The 15,726-nt window shown below is 60.1% G+C and carries 14 protein-coding genes and 1 riboswitch; of the genes, 5 read left to right on the forward strand and 9 right to left on the reverse strand.

What is annotated here, in order from left to right; translation table 11 throughout:
• Positions 1–106: 106 nt before the first annotated feature.
• From ABLU73_RS04930 to dalD, 4 genes are all read right to left on the reverse strand, one after another.
• Positions 107–769: an HAD-IA family hydrolase gene (locus ABLU73_RS04930; protein ID WP_043520368.1), complete on the reverse strand. Its 663-nt coding sequence runs from the start codon at positions 767–769 to the stop codon at positions 107–109.
• 49 nt (positions 770–818) lie between these two features.
• Positions 819–2,096, reverse strand: coding sequence for a D-arabinitol transporter (dalT, locus tag ABLU73_RS04935; protein WP_004201568.1), 1,278 nt, complete (start codon positions 2,094–2,096; stop codon positions 819–821).
• A gap of 69 nt (positions 2,097–2,165) precedes the next feature.
• Entirely contained in the window at positions 2,166–3,629 is a 1,464-nt protein-coding gene (xylB, locus tag ABLU73_RS04940; RefSeq protein WP_064187894.1) for a xylulokinase, read from the reverse strand.
• Between the two features lie 9 nt (positions 3,630–3,638).
• Positions 3,639–5,006, reverse strand: coding sequence for a D-arabinitol 4-dehydrogenase (gene dalD, locus ABLU73_RS04945; RefSeq protein ID WP_264924503.1), 1,368 nt, complete (start codon positions 5,004–5,006; stop codon positions 3,639–3,641).
• A gap of 206 nt (positions 5,007–5,212) precedes the next feature.
• Here dalD and ABLU73_RS04950 point away from each other — a divergent pair, with 206 nt between their 5' ends.
• Positions 5,213–6,154: a sugar-binding domain-containing protein gene (locus ABLU73_RS04950; RefSeq protein ID WP_264924501.1), complete on the forward strand. Its 942-nt coding sequence runs from the start codon at positions 5,213–5,215 to the stop codon at positions 6,152–6,154.
• A 21-nt stretch (positions 6,155–6,175) separates the two neighbouring features.
• Here the strand turns inward: ABLU73_RS04950 and ABLU73_RS04955 are convergent, their stop codons facing one another.
• The gene (locus ABLU73_RS04955; RefSeq protein ID WP_023318719.1) at positions 6,176–7,177 is read right to left on the reverse strand and encodes a LacI family DNA-binding transcriptional regulator; all 1,002 of its coding nucleotides are present in this window, start codon (positions 7,175–7,177) and stop codon (positions 6,176–6,178) included.
• 255 nt (positions 7,178–7,432) lie between these two features.
• On the opposite strand from ABLU73_RS04955, the gene ABLU73_RS04960 reads away from it, so the two are divergent.
• The 3 genes from ABLU73_RS04960 to ABLU73_RS04970 all read left to right on the forward strand — a co-directional run bounded on the left by ABLU73_RS04960 (position 7,433) and on the right by ABLU73_RS04970 (position 11,181).
• Positions 7,433–8,182, forward strand: coding sequence for an SDR family oxidoreductase (locus tag ABLU73_RS04960; protein WP_023318720.1), 750 nt, complete (start codon positions 7,433–7,435; stop codon positions 8,180–8,182).
• 27 nt (positions 8,183–8,209) lie between these two features.
• The gene (locus tag ABLU73_RS04965; RefSeq protein ID WP_264924498.1) at positions 8,210–9,817 is read left to right on the forward strand and encodes an FGGY-family carbohydrate kinase; all 1,608 of its coding nucleotides are present in this window, start codon (positions 8,210–8,212) and stop codon (positions 9,815–9,817) included.
• Positions 9,818–9,897: 80 nt separating this feature from the next.
• Complete coding sequence (locus ABLU73_RS04970; RefSeq protein WP_130944569.1) at positions 9,898–11,181, forward strand: RbtT/DalT/CsbX family MFS transporter; 1,284 nt, start codon at positions 9,898–9,900, stop codon at positions 11,179–11,181.
• A gap of 60 nt (positions 11,182–11,241) precedes the next feature.
• Here ABLU73_RS04970 and fbaB read toward each other — a convergent pair whose 3' ends face one another.
• The 3 genes from fbaB to thiM form a co-directional block, all read right to left on the reverse strand.
• Positions 11,242–12,294 carry a class I fructose-bisphosphate aldolase gene (gene fbaB / locus ABLU73_RS04975; protein WP_004201578.1) on the reverse strand — a complete coding sequence of 351 codons (1,053 nt, stop codon included), beginning with the start codon at positions 12,292–12,294 and terminating at the stop codon, positions 11,242–11,244.
• 147 nt (positions 12,295–12,441) lie between these two features.
• Entirely contained in the window at positions 12,442–13,242 is an 801-nt protein-coding gene (thiD, locus tag ABLU73_RS04980; RefSeq protein WP_009307429.1) for a bifunctional hydroxymethylpyrimidine kinase/phosphomethylpyrimidine kinase, read from the reverse strand.
• Positions 13,239–14,012 (reverse strand): hydroxyethylthiazole kinase, encoded by a 774-nt coding sequence (gene thiM / locus ABLU73_RS04985; protein ID WP_004201581.1) that lies wholly within the window; start codon positions 14,010–14,012, stop codon positions 13,239–13,241. Before thiM ends, thiD begins: the two co-directional genes overlap by 4 nt.
• A gap of 34 nt (positions 14,013–14,046) precedes the next feature.
• A riboswitch (TPP riboswitch) is annotated at positions 14,047–14,144 on the reverse strand.
• 185 nt (positions 14,145–14,329) lie between these two features.
• Here thiM and ABLU73_RS04990 point away from each other — a divergent pair.
• Positions 14,330–14,752: a universal stress protein gene (locus ABLU73_RS04990; RefSeq protein ID WP_264924494.1), complete on the forward strand. Its 423-nt coding sequence runs from the start codon at positions 14,330–14,332 to the stop codon at positions 14,750–14,752.
• On the opposite strand, the gene ABLU73_RS04995 is transcribed toward ABLU73_RS04990, so the two are convergent.
• Positions 14,749–15,663: a LysR family transcriptional regulator gene (locus ABLU73_RS04995; protein ID WP_025999155.1), complete on the reverse strand. Its 915-nt coding sequence runs from the start codon at positions 15,661–15,663 to the stop codon at positions 14,749–14,751. The genes ABLU73_RS04990 and ABLU73_RS04995 overlap by 4 nt on opposite strands.
• Positions 15,664–15,726 lie beyond the last annotated feature (63 nt).

The following is a 15,726-nucleotide window of genomic DNA, read 5'->3' on the forward strand; positions in this document are numbered from 1 at the left end:
GCGAAATGTGAGGCAGATCGACCAGGAGAAAAAAGGGCGTGAGCGCAGAGAAGAGATTAACCGACCAGCTACATCCCGGGAATGTCTGCGCCCACAAATGGCTGACTTAAACCGCCGCCGCTGGCTCCGCGCTAAGCGCTTCCAGCAGTTCAGGTAAGGTTTGATAGCGGCCAGCGGCGGCCTGAAAACGCGCGTGCTGGCTATCTTCTGCAATCACTATCGTGGCAATCCCCGCCGACTGGGCCGCGCAAAAGCCGGTAAAGCTATCCTCAATCACCAGACACTGGCTGGCGTTGAGATTGAGCTTCCGCAGCGTCGTGAGGTACACCGCCGGGTGCGGTTTGCCGCGTGGTTCATCATCTGCGCTGGAGATCGCGTCAAAAAAGTGCCAGAGCGAGAGCTTGTTCAGCACGGCGGCGATAACCTGGCGGGATGATGACGTGGCGAGCGCAATTTTATAGCCGGCAGCGCGAAAATAGCCTAACGCCTCCTGCACCCCACGCATCGGCTCGCCATCGGCGGCAATCAGGCCGGTGATGCGCTGCAATATGGCCTCTTCCAGCAGCGATGGGGCAAGGTTAAGCTGAAAATAGCGGCACCAGGTGTCGGCGATTTCGTCGAGACGCTTGCCCTTGGTCAGGGTTTCACACTCAGCCACGCTCGCCGTTGTTCCCCACTGCGCAAGGGCGTCAATCTGCGCCTGGCGCCACAGCGCCTCGGAATCAATAATCACGCCATCCATGTCAAAAATAACCGCCTGCATACTCATTCGTTCACCTCATTAAGGCTGGCATGGAGCCCATGCCCGCCGCATCACCTTAAGAGAATTCAACCTGCTCACGGGCAGTCGCTTCCTTGTGGGAAAATCCCGGCTGCTCCACGCGGATAAAGGCGCAGAGGAAAAAGGCCACCACGTACAATGCGGTGTAGGCGATCACCACCCCGATGGTGCTGAAGAACGGCAGCAGCACCACGGCAATCGCCGGCGCGAGAAAGTTCGACATCCCCGCCGACAGGTTATAGACCGAAATCGCCGCGCCTTTGTGCTTCGGCTCCAGCGCCGGGAACACGGCGGCCAGCGGCACGAAGGCGGCGACAAAGATCCCGAGGGCGATGGCGGGGATCAGCGCCATCGCAAAGCTATGGCCAAAGTGCTGAGGGATGTAGTAAAACGCCAGGCTGGAGAGCGCCATCCCAATGCAGCCGAACCAGCGCACCACCTTCATCCAGCCCAGTTTTTCCCCCAGGATCCCCCACAGCACGTTAGAGAAAATGGTGGTGAAGAAGAAGACCGCCCACACCTGAAGCCATTCTGAAGTGGTAAAGCCCAGCTCATCGACAAACATCATCGGCATAATCACCGCAAACCCGAACAGCGAGAGGGTATTGATGATCCTGACCATGCTCGACAGCAGAATATTGCGGTTGGTATAGAGCAGCGTCGCGGCGCGTCCCAGCTCGGCAAACTTCTCACGGGTGGTGAGATTCTGCATATGCTGCGGCGTTTGAATATGGCGCAGGGAAGCCAGAGCAATCCCCCCCCCGGTAAGGCAGAAGGCCAGCGCCAGCCACAGGGTGCCCATTTCGCCAATATGCGGAATGGTGAAACTCGGAATATAGCTGCCGAAGACCCCGATGCCGATGGAATAGACCGCCCAGAACCAACCGATGGCCGAGCTGGCGTTGTCGCTTTTGACGTTATGGACAATCGCCACGATAAACGAGTAGAGGAACAGCGGATAGGCGAAGCCGCGGATGCCGTAGAAAAGCAGGATCAGCGCATAGTTGGCGTGACCGAGGCCGAAAACGAGGAACAGCACGTGGAACACGCACCACAGTACGAAGCCAATCATCATCGTTTTCAGCGGGGTGATAATTTCCGCCACCACGCCGGAAATCCACGCCGACAGCGCGGCGGCCAGACCGTATAGCGTAAAGGCAAAGGAGGCCTCCGCCGGAGAGAAGCCGAGCGCTTTGATATAGTGCGAGAGAAAAGCTAATTCGAAACCGTCGCCGGTCATAAATACGGCAATGGCGATGTATCCCCAGAGCAGGTTCAGGGGTAAACCGAGCCACTGTTTATTATTGATAGACATAATGACCTCGTTTTCAGGGTACAGGGTGGCCGCTCCGCGATGTGCAACGAAGCGGCTGTGGTGGTAAAATCAGTGCTGCCGATAGTGCAGATCGTTTAAATACAGGGCCTTAAACTGCGCGTAGCGTTGCATCAGGGTGTGGTGGCGAACAGGATCCGCACGCCAGGTCTGCCAGACTTCCGGTTTTTCACACACCGCGTCAATGGGTTTGCCCGTCGCCAGGCAGGCCAGCCGCGCCGCGCCCAGTGCGCCGCCGGTCTCTCCGCCTTTGTGGGTCACCACCGGCATAGCGAGAATATCGGCCAGCAGCTGGGCCCAGAACGGACTGCGGGCGCCCCCGCCCACCAGCGAGCACTGCGCGATCGGCGTCCCGCTCTCTTTCAATGCCTGCAGACCGTCATTGATGCCAAAGCTCACCCCTTCCAGCACCGCGTAGCCGAGCTGGGCACGCAGGCTGGAGTGGGTCATGCCCCAGAAGATGCCGCGGGCGTCAGGATCGTTATGCGGGGTTCTTTCCCCGGAGAGATAAGGCAGGAAGAACGGCGCGTTGGCTTTATCCTCCTCGCTTAGCTCGGCAATCTCCGCCAGCAGCGCCACTTCCGTGGTACCGGTGAGGCGGCAGAACCACTGCAAACAGCTGGCGGCGCTAAGCATCACGCTCATCTGATGCCACAGGTTCGGCAGAACGTGACAAAATGCATGGACCGCCGACTGCGGCGCCGGACGATAGGCGTCGGTCACCACAAACAGCACCCCGGAGGTACCGAGCGAAATAAACGCGTCCCCCGGCGAGACCGCGCCGACGCCAATGGCGCTGACTGCGTTATCGCCGCCGCCCCCGGCCACCACCACCGAGGCGTTCAGCCCCCAGCGTGCAGCCACCTGCGGGTCAAGGGTGGCGGAAACCTCACAGCCTTCCACCAGCATCGGCATCTGGCTGCGCGACAGGCCGCATTTATCCAGCAGCGAGTCGGACCAGTCGCGCTTCGCCACGTCCAGCCACAGCGTTCCGGCGGCGTCCGACATATCGGAGACTTTCTTCCCGGTCATCCGGTAGCGCAGATAATCTTTCGGCAGCAGCACCGTGGCGGTGCGCTGAAAGTTTTGCGGCTCGTGACGACGCACCCACAGCAGCTTCGGCGCGGTAAAGCCCGGCATCGCCAGGTTGCCCGCCACCTGATGCAGCTCCGGCGCCATCTCCTCCAGCTCTGCGCACTCTGCGGCGCAGCGGGTGTCGTTCCACAGAATGGCCGGACGGATCGTCTCCCCCTTTTCATCCAGCAGCACCGCGCCGTGCATCTGTCCGGAGAGGCCAATCGCCTTGACGGCCGACCAGTGCTGAGCGCATTTTTCCCGTAGGGTGGCCATCAGGTACTCCGTCGCCTCCCACCATAACTCCGGCGATTGTTCTGACCAGTGCGGATGAGGCCGCTGAATGCTCAGCGGCGCGCTATGGCTGGCGATAACCTGATTGTTCTCATCAATGATCAGCGCTTTGACTTCCGATGTGCCAAGATCGATACCCAGATACATAGCCACCTCTTATTTAATCAGCGTGTAAACAGCGGCGACTTTCTCGCGCATTAGCGCCAGGAAATCCGCGTTGTCGGCCAGGTCGCCAAACAGGGCTTTATCACGGGCGAAGACAGCCACCGGATCCTGAGCCTCATACATCTCATGCACCGCCTGCTCATCCAGGATGCCGTCCTGGTACTGATACGGCAGGGTTCCCTTATGCCACTGCTCCATAAAGACGAAGAACAGCGCTGGCAGCATGGCGGTCGCTTCCGGACGGACGCCGCGCTGATAGCACTCCTGCAAGGTTGGCGCGATCATCGCCGGAATCTTTGAGAAACCATCGGCGGCAACGCGCTGGTTGGTGTCCTGGATATGCGGGTTGGTAAAGCGCTTGAGCACCACATCGCGGTAGGTCGGCAGATCAATGCCGTTATCACCGAGGCAAGGAATGACATCCTCCGTGACGTAGCGGTCGGCAATGGCGTAGATAGCATCGGTGAGCGTACTTTCGTGAATATACTGCTGGCCGATTAAGGTCCCCGCCCAGGCAATGCAGCTGTGGGACGCGTTCAGGATGCGGATTTTCGCCTCTTCATAGGGGATAACCGACTCGACCATCTCCACGCCGACCGCTTCCAGATTTGGGCGGGCATCGCGGAAGTTGTTCTCCACCACCCACTGGATAAAGGTCTCGCCCATTACCGGCGCCTTATCGTCAATGCCGGTTTGCGCTTTGATACGGGCCGGCAGATCGGCCGCCGGACGCGGGGTGATGCGGTCCACCATGGTATTCGGACAGGTGGTATTCGCGGCCATCCAGTTAATCACCGCCTGTTTGCCGGTAAGCTGCAGGAACTCCACCATCCCGTCGTGGAAGCGCTCACCGTTATGCCGCACGTTGTCGCAGTTGAGCAGGGTCAGCGGCCCGGCGTTGTCCGCCATGCGCTTTTCCAGAATTCGTGCGAGGGTGCCGTAAATGGTTTTGCATTCGCCTTTCAGGTCGGCCTGCAGATCGGGGTTGCTGGTTTCCAGCTGATGGCGGGTGTTCAGGTAGTACCCCCCTTCCGTCACGGTAAAGGCGATAACTTTTGTTTGCGGATTGGCCCCTTCGTTAATCAGCGGCTGCAGCCCTGCCTGCCACGGCAGCAGTTTCTGAATAGAGGTGATTTCTTCATATTCGCGCTCCCCTTCCGGGCTGACGGTCTCCAGCACGTAACGTCCTCCCTGCGCCGCCAGCGCCTGCACCACCTGCTCGGCGTCGTTGCGGATATTGCCCGCCGCGATGCGCCAGCGCTTATCCCCGGAAGCCATCAGACGATGCAGATACCACGCCTGATGCGCGCGATGAAAAGAACCCAGACCAATGTGAAGCCATGTGAATTGATTGTTCATGTTCTGCTCTCCTTGAGTTGATGGCGCCACTGTAATTGATCATTTGACCAAAATAAGAGCCACAGATCACAAAAGAACAATTACCCAATTAAATTACAAATGACCAGTCGAGAGCAAAAGCTTGCCAGTTATGCCAACCACGGCGAGAATGCGGGTATTCGCCGGGCCAATTGCGTGCCCAGGCCAGCAACTTAGGGCGGGAAACCATGAGTAAAGAAGACGATATCCGGTTGGATCAGAAGGTGCGTGCCGCATGGATGTACTACATCGCCGGCCAGAATCAGAGCGAGATTGCCAGCCAGCTGGGCACCTCCAGACCGGTGGTGCAACGGCTGATCGCCGCCGCGAAAGAAGAAGGGATTGTGTCGATTAATCTGCACCATCCAGTGGCGAACTGCCTCGATTATGCGCAGTTGTTGCAGGAAAAGTATCGGCTTCTTGAGTGCAATGTGGTCCCCGCCTTTAGCGAAGAAAGCACCCTCGATAGCGTATCGTTTGGCTGCTATCAGCTGATGGCTCGCTACCTGCAGGATGATAAAGAGAAAATCATCGGTCTGGGCTCGGGCCTGACCCTGAAAAAAGCGCTGCAGCGCATCGATTTCGACAGCCTGAATACCCGCTGCGTGGCGCTGATCAGCGCCATGGACGCCGACGGGCAGTGCAACTATTACGATGACGTGCCCCTGCTGCTGACGAGCAAAATAAAAGCCAAGTACTATCAGTGGCCGGCGCCGCGCTACGCCCAGACCGCGGATGAGTATGAGATGTGGTGCACCAATCGCTTATTCCGCAGCGTCTCTGGCGTCGCCCGGGAGGCGGACGTGATTTTTGTCGGTATTGGTCCGCTGGGCACGCAAAGCCCGATCTTTAAAGACGGATTTATCAATCAGGCGCAGATGGATAAGCTGACCGCCCGCGGCGGCATCGGGGAGATCCTCGGGCGGTTTATTGATGCAGAAGGCGAGGTGGTCGACAGCGAGATCAACCGCATGATCACCAGCTATGATATCCGCCAGAACCACTGCCCGCGGATTGCCGCGGCCTGTGGAGAATACAAACGACCGGCGATCCTGGCCGCCCTTAAAGGCGGCTGGATCAACGGCCTGGTGACCGATGAACATACCGCTCGCTGGCTGCTGACGCGCTAACGGCAAACAGCAGACAGCGACTCAACTGCTGCTCATCAGTCGCGGCGGAATTTCAATCCGCTGCTGGCTGGCTTCGCCGGCGTCAATAATCGAAAAAACAGCGTCCAGCATCGCCGGCACGTCCTGCTGCACCATGTCGATATCGTGCCCCAGCAGATAGACAAACGGATCCCAGTCGAAGCAGCCCATCGGCGGCTGCTCGCTGCCGGTCAGCCCCACCTGCGACAGCCAGCGCACAACCCCTTCAAGGGATATCGTCGAGTTAACAAATATCCCCTGCAATAGCGTCTTCGCGCTGCCAAACCGCTCCTGCAGGCAGTCCTCGACGTGACCTTTCGAATAGCCGGGAGCCAGAATATTCGCCTGCGGCACGCTCAGCCCCTGCTCGTGATGCGCATCGTGGAAACCGCGTAAACGCTCGCTGGTGTTATGGTCGCTGCTGCGCCCGCCGATGAAGGTCAGCGGCGCCAGCGATCCCCGACGGCGGGCGCTGTTAGCGAGGATCTTGTGGGTCAGCGCTTTCGCACCGCCGTAGTTATCCGAAATCACCGACGGAGAGAGAGACCCCGGCAGGTCGAGATTGACCGTAGGCACGCCCGCCTGCTGGCAGAGCGCGGAAATTTTATCCGGATTGGTCGCCCCGGTCGCGATCACCCAGTCAACCTGCCAGGAGAGCATCGCTTTTACCGCTTCGAGCTCCAGCTCCGGGCTTCGGCGCGTACAGGTGATAATCGGCAGCAGGCCACGCTCGCGGGCCATCTCCTCAAAGCGTTCAGCGACGGAACCAAAGTAGCGGTTATCGTATTTGGGGATAATCATGCCAATGACGTGTGATTTTTTACTGCGCAGCATGCTGGCCTGGCGGTTAATCGCATAGCCCTGCTCCTCAGCAATCCGGGTCACCTTCTCGGCAAGCTTTGCGCTGATGCGGCGCTTTTTCCAGTTACCGTTGAGGATAGCGCTCACCGCGCTCGCCGAAACGCCGGAAAGCTCCGCCAGGTCGTAAATCGTTATCTTCTTCATTTTTCCAACTTGCGTCACAAAATCATGTCGCTGTTAATTTCCCCACTTGCTCAATCGATGAAGCGAGCGCAACATAGCTTCATCGATTGAGCATCCATTTCACGCCAGAAAGTACGCGCGCATACTGCCTTAACATGCCAGCAAGTCTGAATAATGATGCTGATATTCAATATGTTACCAGGTTTTTGTCCATAACCTCGAACGCGATGCCCTCGGGTTCGATAGTTTTAACCAGACACGGCAAAGGATTATAAAATGAACCACTCCGTCTCCTCTATGAATACTTCCCTCAGCGGTAAAGTCGCCGCGATCACTGGCGCGGCGTCCGGTATCGGCCTCGAGTGCGCGAAGACCCTGCTGGGGGCTGGCGCAAAAGTAGTGCTAATCGACCGCGAAGGCGAAAAGCTCAACAAACTGGTCGCCGAACTTGGCGAAAACGCCTTCGCTCTGCAGGTGGATCTGATGCAGGCGGACCAGGTCGATAATCTTCTGCAGGGCATTTTGCAGCTTACCGGGCGTCTCGATATCTTCCACGCCAACGCCGGCGCCTATATCGGCGGGCCGGTGGCCGAGGGCGACCCGGACGTCTGGGACCGCGTGCTGCACCTCAACATCAACGCCGCCTTCCGCTGCGTGCGCAGCGTCCTGCCGCATCTGATCGCGCAACAATCCGGGGATATTATTTTCACCAGCTCCATCGCGGGCGTGGTGCCGGTGATCTGGGAGCCTGTCTATACCGCGTCGAAATTCGCCGTGCAGGCGTTTGTCCACACCACTCGTCGTCAGGTGGCGCAGTATGGCGTGCGCGTCGGCGCCGTACTGCCGGGCCCGGTGGTGACCGCGCTGCTGGACGACTGGCCAAAAGCCAAAATGGATGAAGCGCTGGCCAACGGCAGTCTGATGCAGCCGATTGAAGTGGCGGAGTCGGTGCTGTTTATGGTGACGCGTTCGAAAAACGTCACCGTACGCGACATTGTGATCCTGCCGAACAGCGTGGATCTCTGACCCGTAACCAGCCTGTGAGAGGATGTGATGCAAAACGATACGCAAAACATTATTGGTGTGGATGTCGGTTCGGGCAGCGTGCGCGCCGGGGTCTTCAATCTGCGGGGCGAGCTTCTCGCCCACGCGACCCGGGAAATTACCCTGTTTCGCAGCGCCGGAAACAAGGTCGAGCAGTCGAGCCGTGAAATCTGGCAGGCGGTGTGCTACTGCATTAAAACCGCGGTGGCCAGCGCCGGCGTCCCGCCGTCGTCGATCGCCGGGCTCGGCTTCGATGCCACCTGCTCGCTGGTGGTGATTGGCGATAACGACGCGCCGCTGGCGGTCGGGCCTTCGGACGATCCGGACCGCAATATTATTGTCTGGATGGATCATCGCGCCACCGCGCAGGCGGAAAAGATCAACGCGACGGGCCACCCGGTACTGCAGTACGTTGGCGGCAAAATCTCGCCGGAGATGGAAACGCCGAAAATTCTGTGGCTGAAGGAGAATCGCCCGCACATCTATCAGCTGGCGCGCCACTTCTTCGACCTCGCCGATTACCTTACCTGGCGCTCAACCGGCGATGACGCCCGCTCGGTCTGCACGGTGACCTGTAAATGGACCTACCTGGCGCATGAACAACGCTGGGATGCCGGCTACTTCCGCCAGATTGGCCTCGACGAGCTGGCGGATGAAGATTTTGTCCGCATCGGCCAGCGGATTGTCGCCCCTGGAACCCCTTGCGGCGACGGTCTTTGCGCCACGGCGGCAGAAGAGATGGGCCTGCCGATCGGCACGCCGGTGGCGGTGGGGATGATTGACGCCCACGCGGGCGGCATCGGCACCGTTGGGGTGCTTAACGGCGCGGTCAACAATATGGCCTACGTCTTCGGCACTTCTTCCTGCACCATGACCACCACTGAGGAAGCGGTGTTCGTCCCCGGCGTCTGGGGCCCCTACTATTCGGCGATGGTCCCGGGCTACTGGCTGATTGAAGGCGGACAAAGCGCCGCCGGCGCAGCAATCGACCAGCTGCTGAGCTTCCATCCGGCGGCGGCGGCGGCTTGCGAGCAGGCTAAAGCCGCGGGCGTCCCTCTGCCGGTCTGGCTGGCAGATCGCGTACTGGCGCAGGCTGCCTCGCCTTCTGAGGCTGTCACGCTGGCCGCCGGTCTACACGTGGTGCCCGAGTTTCTCGGTAACCGCGCGCCGCTTGCCGACCCCCACGCGAAAGCGCTGATTGCCGGGCTGGGGATGGAGCGGGACCTGGATAACCTGACCGCGCTGTACGTTGCCGGGTTATGCGGGATTGGCTATGGCCTGCGACAGATCCTCGACGCCCAGCGCGCCTGCGGAATTGAGAGTGAAAATATCGTCATCAGCGGCGGGGCCGGACAGCATCCGCTGGTGCGGCAGCTGCTGGCCGACGCCTGCGGCGTTAGCGTCGTGAGCACCGCCTGCAGCGAGCCGGTGCTGTTAGGCTCCGCCATCCTCGGCGCCGTCGCGGGCGGAATCACGGCTTCGCTGCCGGAGGCCATGAAGCAATTTACTCAGGTGGATGCCACCTATCACAGCGAGACTGCGTTTAGCTCGCTACATCAGCGCAGGTATGAGGCCTATAAGGCGCTACAACAGGCCGGCAGGCTGATTCGCGAATAACAACCCTCTTTTTTAATAACAATAATGCTCCGCTGCTGTGCAGCGGAGACACTCATCTGCACTCTGAAATCGAGGTCAACATGTCCGTTAATAACAAACAGTGGTACGGTCTACCGCTCAACCTCATCTGGGGATATGTCGCCATCGCCGTGTTTATGACCGGCGACGGCTTTGAGCTGGCTTTTCTGTCGCACTACATCAAAGCACTCGGATTCACCCCGGCGCAGGCTTCCTTTGCCTTTACGCTATACGGTCTGGCCGCCGCCCTGTCGGCGTGGGTCTCCGGCGTGGTGGCGGAGATCATCACCCCACGCAAGGCCATGATGATCGGCTTCGTGCTGTGGTGCGTATTCCATGTACTGTTCCTCGTCTTCGGCCTCGGTCGCGCCAACTATGCGCTGATCCTGCTGTTTTATGGCATCCGCGGCCTGGCCTACCCGCTGTTCCTCTACTCATTTATCGTCGCCATTATCCACAACGTTCGCAGCGACAGTTCCAGCTCTGCGCTGGGCTGGTTCTGGGCGGTCTACTCCGTGGGCATCGGCGTGTTCGGCAGCTATATTCCGAGTTTCACCATTCCTCACATTGGCGAAATGGGCACCCTGTGGCTGGCGCTGGTCTTTTGCGCCACCGGCGGCATCATTGCGCTGGTGTCGATGCGTCATACCGAAACGCCGCACCATATGCAGAACCTGACCACTCGCGAAAAACTCGCCGAACTGGGGCGCGCCGCGACGCTGCTCTATACCAACCGCAGCATCCTGTTCTCGAGCATTGTGCGCATTATTAACACCCTGTCGCTGTTTGGTTTTGCGGTGATTATGCCGATGATGTTCGTTGATGAGCTGGGCTTTACCACCTCGGAGTGGCTCCAGGTGTGGGCGGCCTTCTTCTTCACCACTATCTTTTCGAACGTTTTCTGGGGGATCGTGGCGGAGAAAATGGGCTGGATGAAGGTGATTCGCTGGTTCGGCTGCATCGGGATGGCGTTCTCCAGCCTGGCGTTTTACTACATCCCTCAGCACTTTGGCCACAGCTTTGCGATGGCGCTGGTGCCGGCTATTGCCCTGGGTATTTTCGTCGCCGCATTCGTGCCGATGGCGGCGGTGTTCCCGGCGCTGGAGCCGAACCATAAAGGCGCGGCGATTTCGGTCTATAACCTGTCAGCCGGGCTGTCGAACTTTCTGGCGCCGGCGATCGCCGTGGTGCTGCTGCCCTATTTCAGCACCATCGGGGTGGTGATTGCCTATACCGCCTTATATATCCTGGCCTTCTTCCTGTGCCCGTTAATCCGCGTTGAACAGCCTGGCTTTACCAGTGCTCAGGGCGCAAAACCGTTTACCGCCAACGCGGCGGAGTCTTAATAAACCCGACATCGGGTAGGAACAACGAGCAATCCGGGCGGTAACGCCCGGATTTTCGCCTTAGGCGATGGTGACTTTGCCGTCGAGGTAGACATCCTGCACGGCATTGATCAGCTTCACGCCGTCGGCCATCGATTTCTTAAACGCTTTACGGCCGAGGATCAGCCCCATGCCGCCGGCGCGTTTATTGATCACCGCCGTGCGCACCGCGTCGGCAAGGTCGGTCTCCCCGCCCGCTGCGCCGCCGGAGTTAATCAGCCCGGCGCGGCCCATATAGCAGTTGGCCAGCTGGTAGCGCACCAGATCGATAGGGTTATCGCTGGTCAGTTTGCTGTACACCCGGTCGTCGGTATAGCCGAAGTTAACCGCTTTGTAGCCGCCGTTATTCTCCGCCATTTTCTGCTTAACGATATCGGCGCCGATGGTGGCCGCCAGGTGGTTGGCCTGACCGGTCAGGTCAGCGGAAACATGATAGTCGACACCGTCTTTCTTGAAAGCCGAATTGCGCAGATAGGCCCACAGCACGGTGACCAGGCCCAGCTCATGCGCCCGCTCAAAGGCAGCGGAGATCTCTTCTATCTGACGACGCGATTGTTCCGAGCCGAAATAGATCGTCGCGCCCACGGCCACCGCCCCCATATTGAACGCCTGCTCAACGCTGGCGTAGAGGGTCTGGTCGTACTCGGTGGGGTAGCTCAGCGTTTCGTTATGGTTGAGCTTCACCAGGAAAGGAATGCGATGCGCGTAACGGCGCGACACCGAGGCCAGCACGCCGTAGGTCGACGCCACGCAGTTACAGCCGGCTTCGATCGCCAGCTCGACGATATTTTTCGGATCGAAGTACAGCGGGTTGGCGGCGAAGGAGGCCCCCGCCGAGTGCTCCACGCCCTGGTCGACCGGCAGAATGGAAAGGTAACCGGTCCCCCCCAGACGTCCGGTGTTGTACAGGGTTTGCATATTGCGTAGCACCGCCGGTGGCCGGTTGTTATCCACCATCACCCGATCAACATAATCTGCGCCAGGCAGATACAGCTGGTCGGCCGGAATGGTTATACAACGGTGCTGCAAAAGGCTCTCGGCATCTTTGCCCAGCAACTGCGTAATATCAGTCATAGCAATCTCCCGTAAGGCCGGCCGGAGCCGGCATGCATTATCCCAACCCAATTATTTTGGGCAGGTTAAGCCTGGTACCGACTTAGCCTATTTTCCAGCCGGGAGGGCATTTTTTCAGGAGATTCTGCTGTCCCGTTACGCTGCCATTTACCACCAGGCGTGGAAATGGTGTACCGGTCCGATGCCGTGGCCCACCTCCAGGGAGTCGGCCTGGGCCAGGGCCGCCGACAGCCAGGCCTTGGCCTCGGTAACGGTGGCCGCCCAGTCGGCGTGACGCGGGCGCAGCGCCGCCAGCGCGGCGGAGAGTGTGCAGCCGGTGCCGTGGGTGTTTTTGGTCTGCACTCGCGGCGCGGTAAATCGCTGTTCCCCTTCGCGGGTGAAGAGCCAGTCCGGGCTTTCGGCATCGTCGAGATGGCCGCCTTTCATTAATACTGCGCCGCAGCCCAGCGCCAGCAGCGCCCGCCCCTGCTCCAGCATTTCGCGCTCGTTGCGCGCATGGGGGGCGTCAAGCAGGGCGGCCGCTTCCGGCAGGTTTGGAGTGATCAGCGACACCTGCGGCAACAATCGTTGACGCAGGGTCTCTACCGCCGAGGCCGACAGCAGCGGATCGCCGCTTTTCGCCAGCATGACGGTATCCAGCACCACATTGGCCACCCGGTAGCGCGCCAGCCGCTCGGCCACGGCTTCCACAATATCGGTCTCCGCCAGCATGCCGATTTTGGTGGTATCGATGCGCACATCGCTGAATACCGAATCGAGCTGCGCCGCCACAAAGTCCGGTTCAATACGATAGACCGACTGCACGCCGCGGGTATTCTGCGCCACCAGGGCGGTGATCGCCGAGCAGCCATAGGCTCCCAGCGCGGAGAAGGTTTTCAGATCGGCCTGGATACCGGCCCCGCCGCTGGGATCAGTGCCGGCGATGGTCAGGGCGTTGATGCGTTTCATCCCTGCACCTCCTGATACAGCGCGTCGAGAAATGCCGGAATAAAGCTGCCTGGGCCTCCCTGACGGGCGGCGATTTCCCCGGCCTGCTTCATTAGCCCGCAGGCGGCGGCCACGTTTTCCAGCCGGTCGCCCGGCAGCGCCGCGCTCGCCGCCACCACCGCCGACAGCGCGCAGCCGGTGCCCACCACCCGGGTCATCAGCGCACTGCCGCCCGCCACGCTGAGCACCCGCTCGCCGTCGGTGACGTAGTCCACCTCGCCGGTGACCGCCACTACGGTACTCAGCTGACGAGCCAGCGCCTGGGCCGCCGGCAGCGCTGCGGCGGCCGTATCGGTGGTATCCACCCCGCGCCCGCCACCGCTCATCCCGGCCAGCGCCAGAATTTCAGAGGCATTGCCGCGAATGGCCGCCGGCTGCAGGGCCAGCAGCTCGTGACAAAAGGCCGTGCGCACGGTCAGGGCGCCGACCGCTACCGGATCCAGCGTCCAGGGCTTGCCGGCCTGGCGGGCCTGCTCCACTGCGGCGCGCATGGCCACGGCGCGGTCTGCGGTCAGGGTGCCGACGTTGATTAACAGCGCATCGGCGATGGCGGCGAACTGCGCCGCTTCGCGGGGATCGATCACCATCGCCGGCGAGGCGCCGACGGCCAGCAGAACATTGGCGGTAAAGGTCTGCACCACGTCATTGGTCATGCAGTGCACAAGGGGGGAATGGGCGCGCAGCAGATGGCGCAGGTGCGCGACAGGCGCGGGATTCAGCAGCTCAGGCATGGTTTGCTCCCGCCAGACGAGGTAGAAGCAATGACCCTGCGGTCTCTGACTTCCCTACGCTGGCATTATCCAGATCAGGTGGTACGGGTATTTCTCAGCCTTCAACGAAGAAGGGCACCCCGAGTCAAAATAGTGAAATTGTTAAGCGTTGTGGAATTTACCGCAACTCACCGGTTCATACAACAAGCCTTTAACCCTGCATACGATAACATCGCGGCCATCATGCTCATCAAGCGACCGGGCAAGATTGCATTCCGCTGCTGGCGGGCGGAAAATGATGACATCATGAGCTAATTAGCCTACTGAGGATATACGCCATGGCCGTTTATCACCATGCGCTGGTACTGATTAACAGCAGTCAGGACGGCGTCCCGCTGCTCGAGCATGCCGCCAGAATGGCAGAAGAGAACGGCATGCGCATCACCATCGCCCACATCAGCACCGACTACCGGGCGCTGAACTATGTTTCCGACAGCCTGCGCGACGATCAGGTCTCGCAGGAGGTAATCCAGGCCAAAGCCCTGCTCAACGAGCTGGCCTGCACCGTCTCCCTGCCGGTGGATACTCTCTCGCTGGTGACCACTCGCCGGTTTGAAGATGTCGAAGCCTGCATTCGACAGCGGCAGATCGATTTAATTATTGCCGGGCACCATAACAGGCTGCTGGGCTTCCTCTCCTCACACTCGCTGGAGTACATCAACCACTTAACCATAGACGTGCTGATCAAGCACCTGCCCTAGCGCAAGGCGGCCTGTAGCAGGGAAAAACAGTCTTCGATAAGCGGCGGCAGCGCCTGCGGCCCGCGCATCAGGGCCACCGTGCGGGTCAACGCCGGCTGCTGCAGCTGGGCGACCTTGAGCGCCGGGTCCTGCAGATGGGTGGTGTACAGCTCCGGCAGAATCGCCACCGCTAAGCGCGAGCGTACCAGGCCATACAAGGTTTCGATATAGTCCACCTGGTAGCGGGTGGTTAGCGTCAGGCGATGGCTCTCCACTAATGCCGCCACCAGCCGCTGGATATTGCCCTTCGAGAACACGGCAATGTCCCGCCCCACCAGCTGTTTCCACGGCAGATGCGCCTGCGCGGCCAGCGGATCGTCGCGGTGCAGCACCGCCACGAAGGGATCGTCGCGCAGCGGATAGACCAGCAATTCCGCGGGCAGTGAGCTGTCGATCGCCCCGATGCCGAAATCAATCTCGCCACGCTGCAGCGCCAGGATAAGCGCATCGTTGGTCTGATCGTGAAATTCAATGCGCAGGCGGGGAAAGGCCTGGGCCAGGGTCTGCGGCAGCAGAGGAAACAGCAGCGAACTGACCGACGGCACCAGGCCGATGCGCACCGTCCCGTCGCCGCCCGCCTCGACGATCTGCTGCATATCGAAAAAGGCCGCCTGCGCCACGCTGAGGATCCGCTGGGCGTGGGGTAAAATCGCCGCCCCCAGCTCAGTCAGGGTGACCGCCGAAGCGGTGCGGTTGACCAGCTTGCCGCCGAGCACCGTTTCAATCTGCCGCAGGGCGCTGCTCAGCGCCGGCTGGCTAATCGCCAGCCGACTGGCGGTATCGGTAAAATGGCGCAGCTGGGCCAGGGTGACGAAATACTGAAGCTGTTTAAGTGAGAGCGCGGGCAGTCGCTGCCAGGGTTCTTTCATTATCGGGTTCGCTACGGTGGTCCTGCACAATAACCCGAACTTATCGGGTGATAAATTTATTCATCT

Source organism: Klebsiella sp. GG_Kp175, assembly GCF_040062325.1.
In the GTDB taxonomy this organism is placed as follows: Bacteria; Pseudomonadota; Gammaproteobacteria; order Enterobacterales; family Enterobacteriaceae; genus Klebsiella; species Klebsiella quasipneumoniae.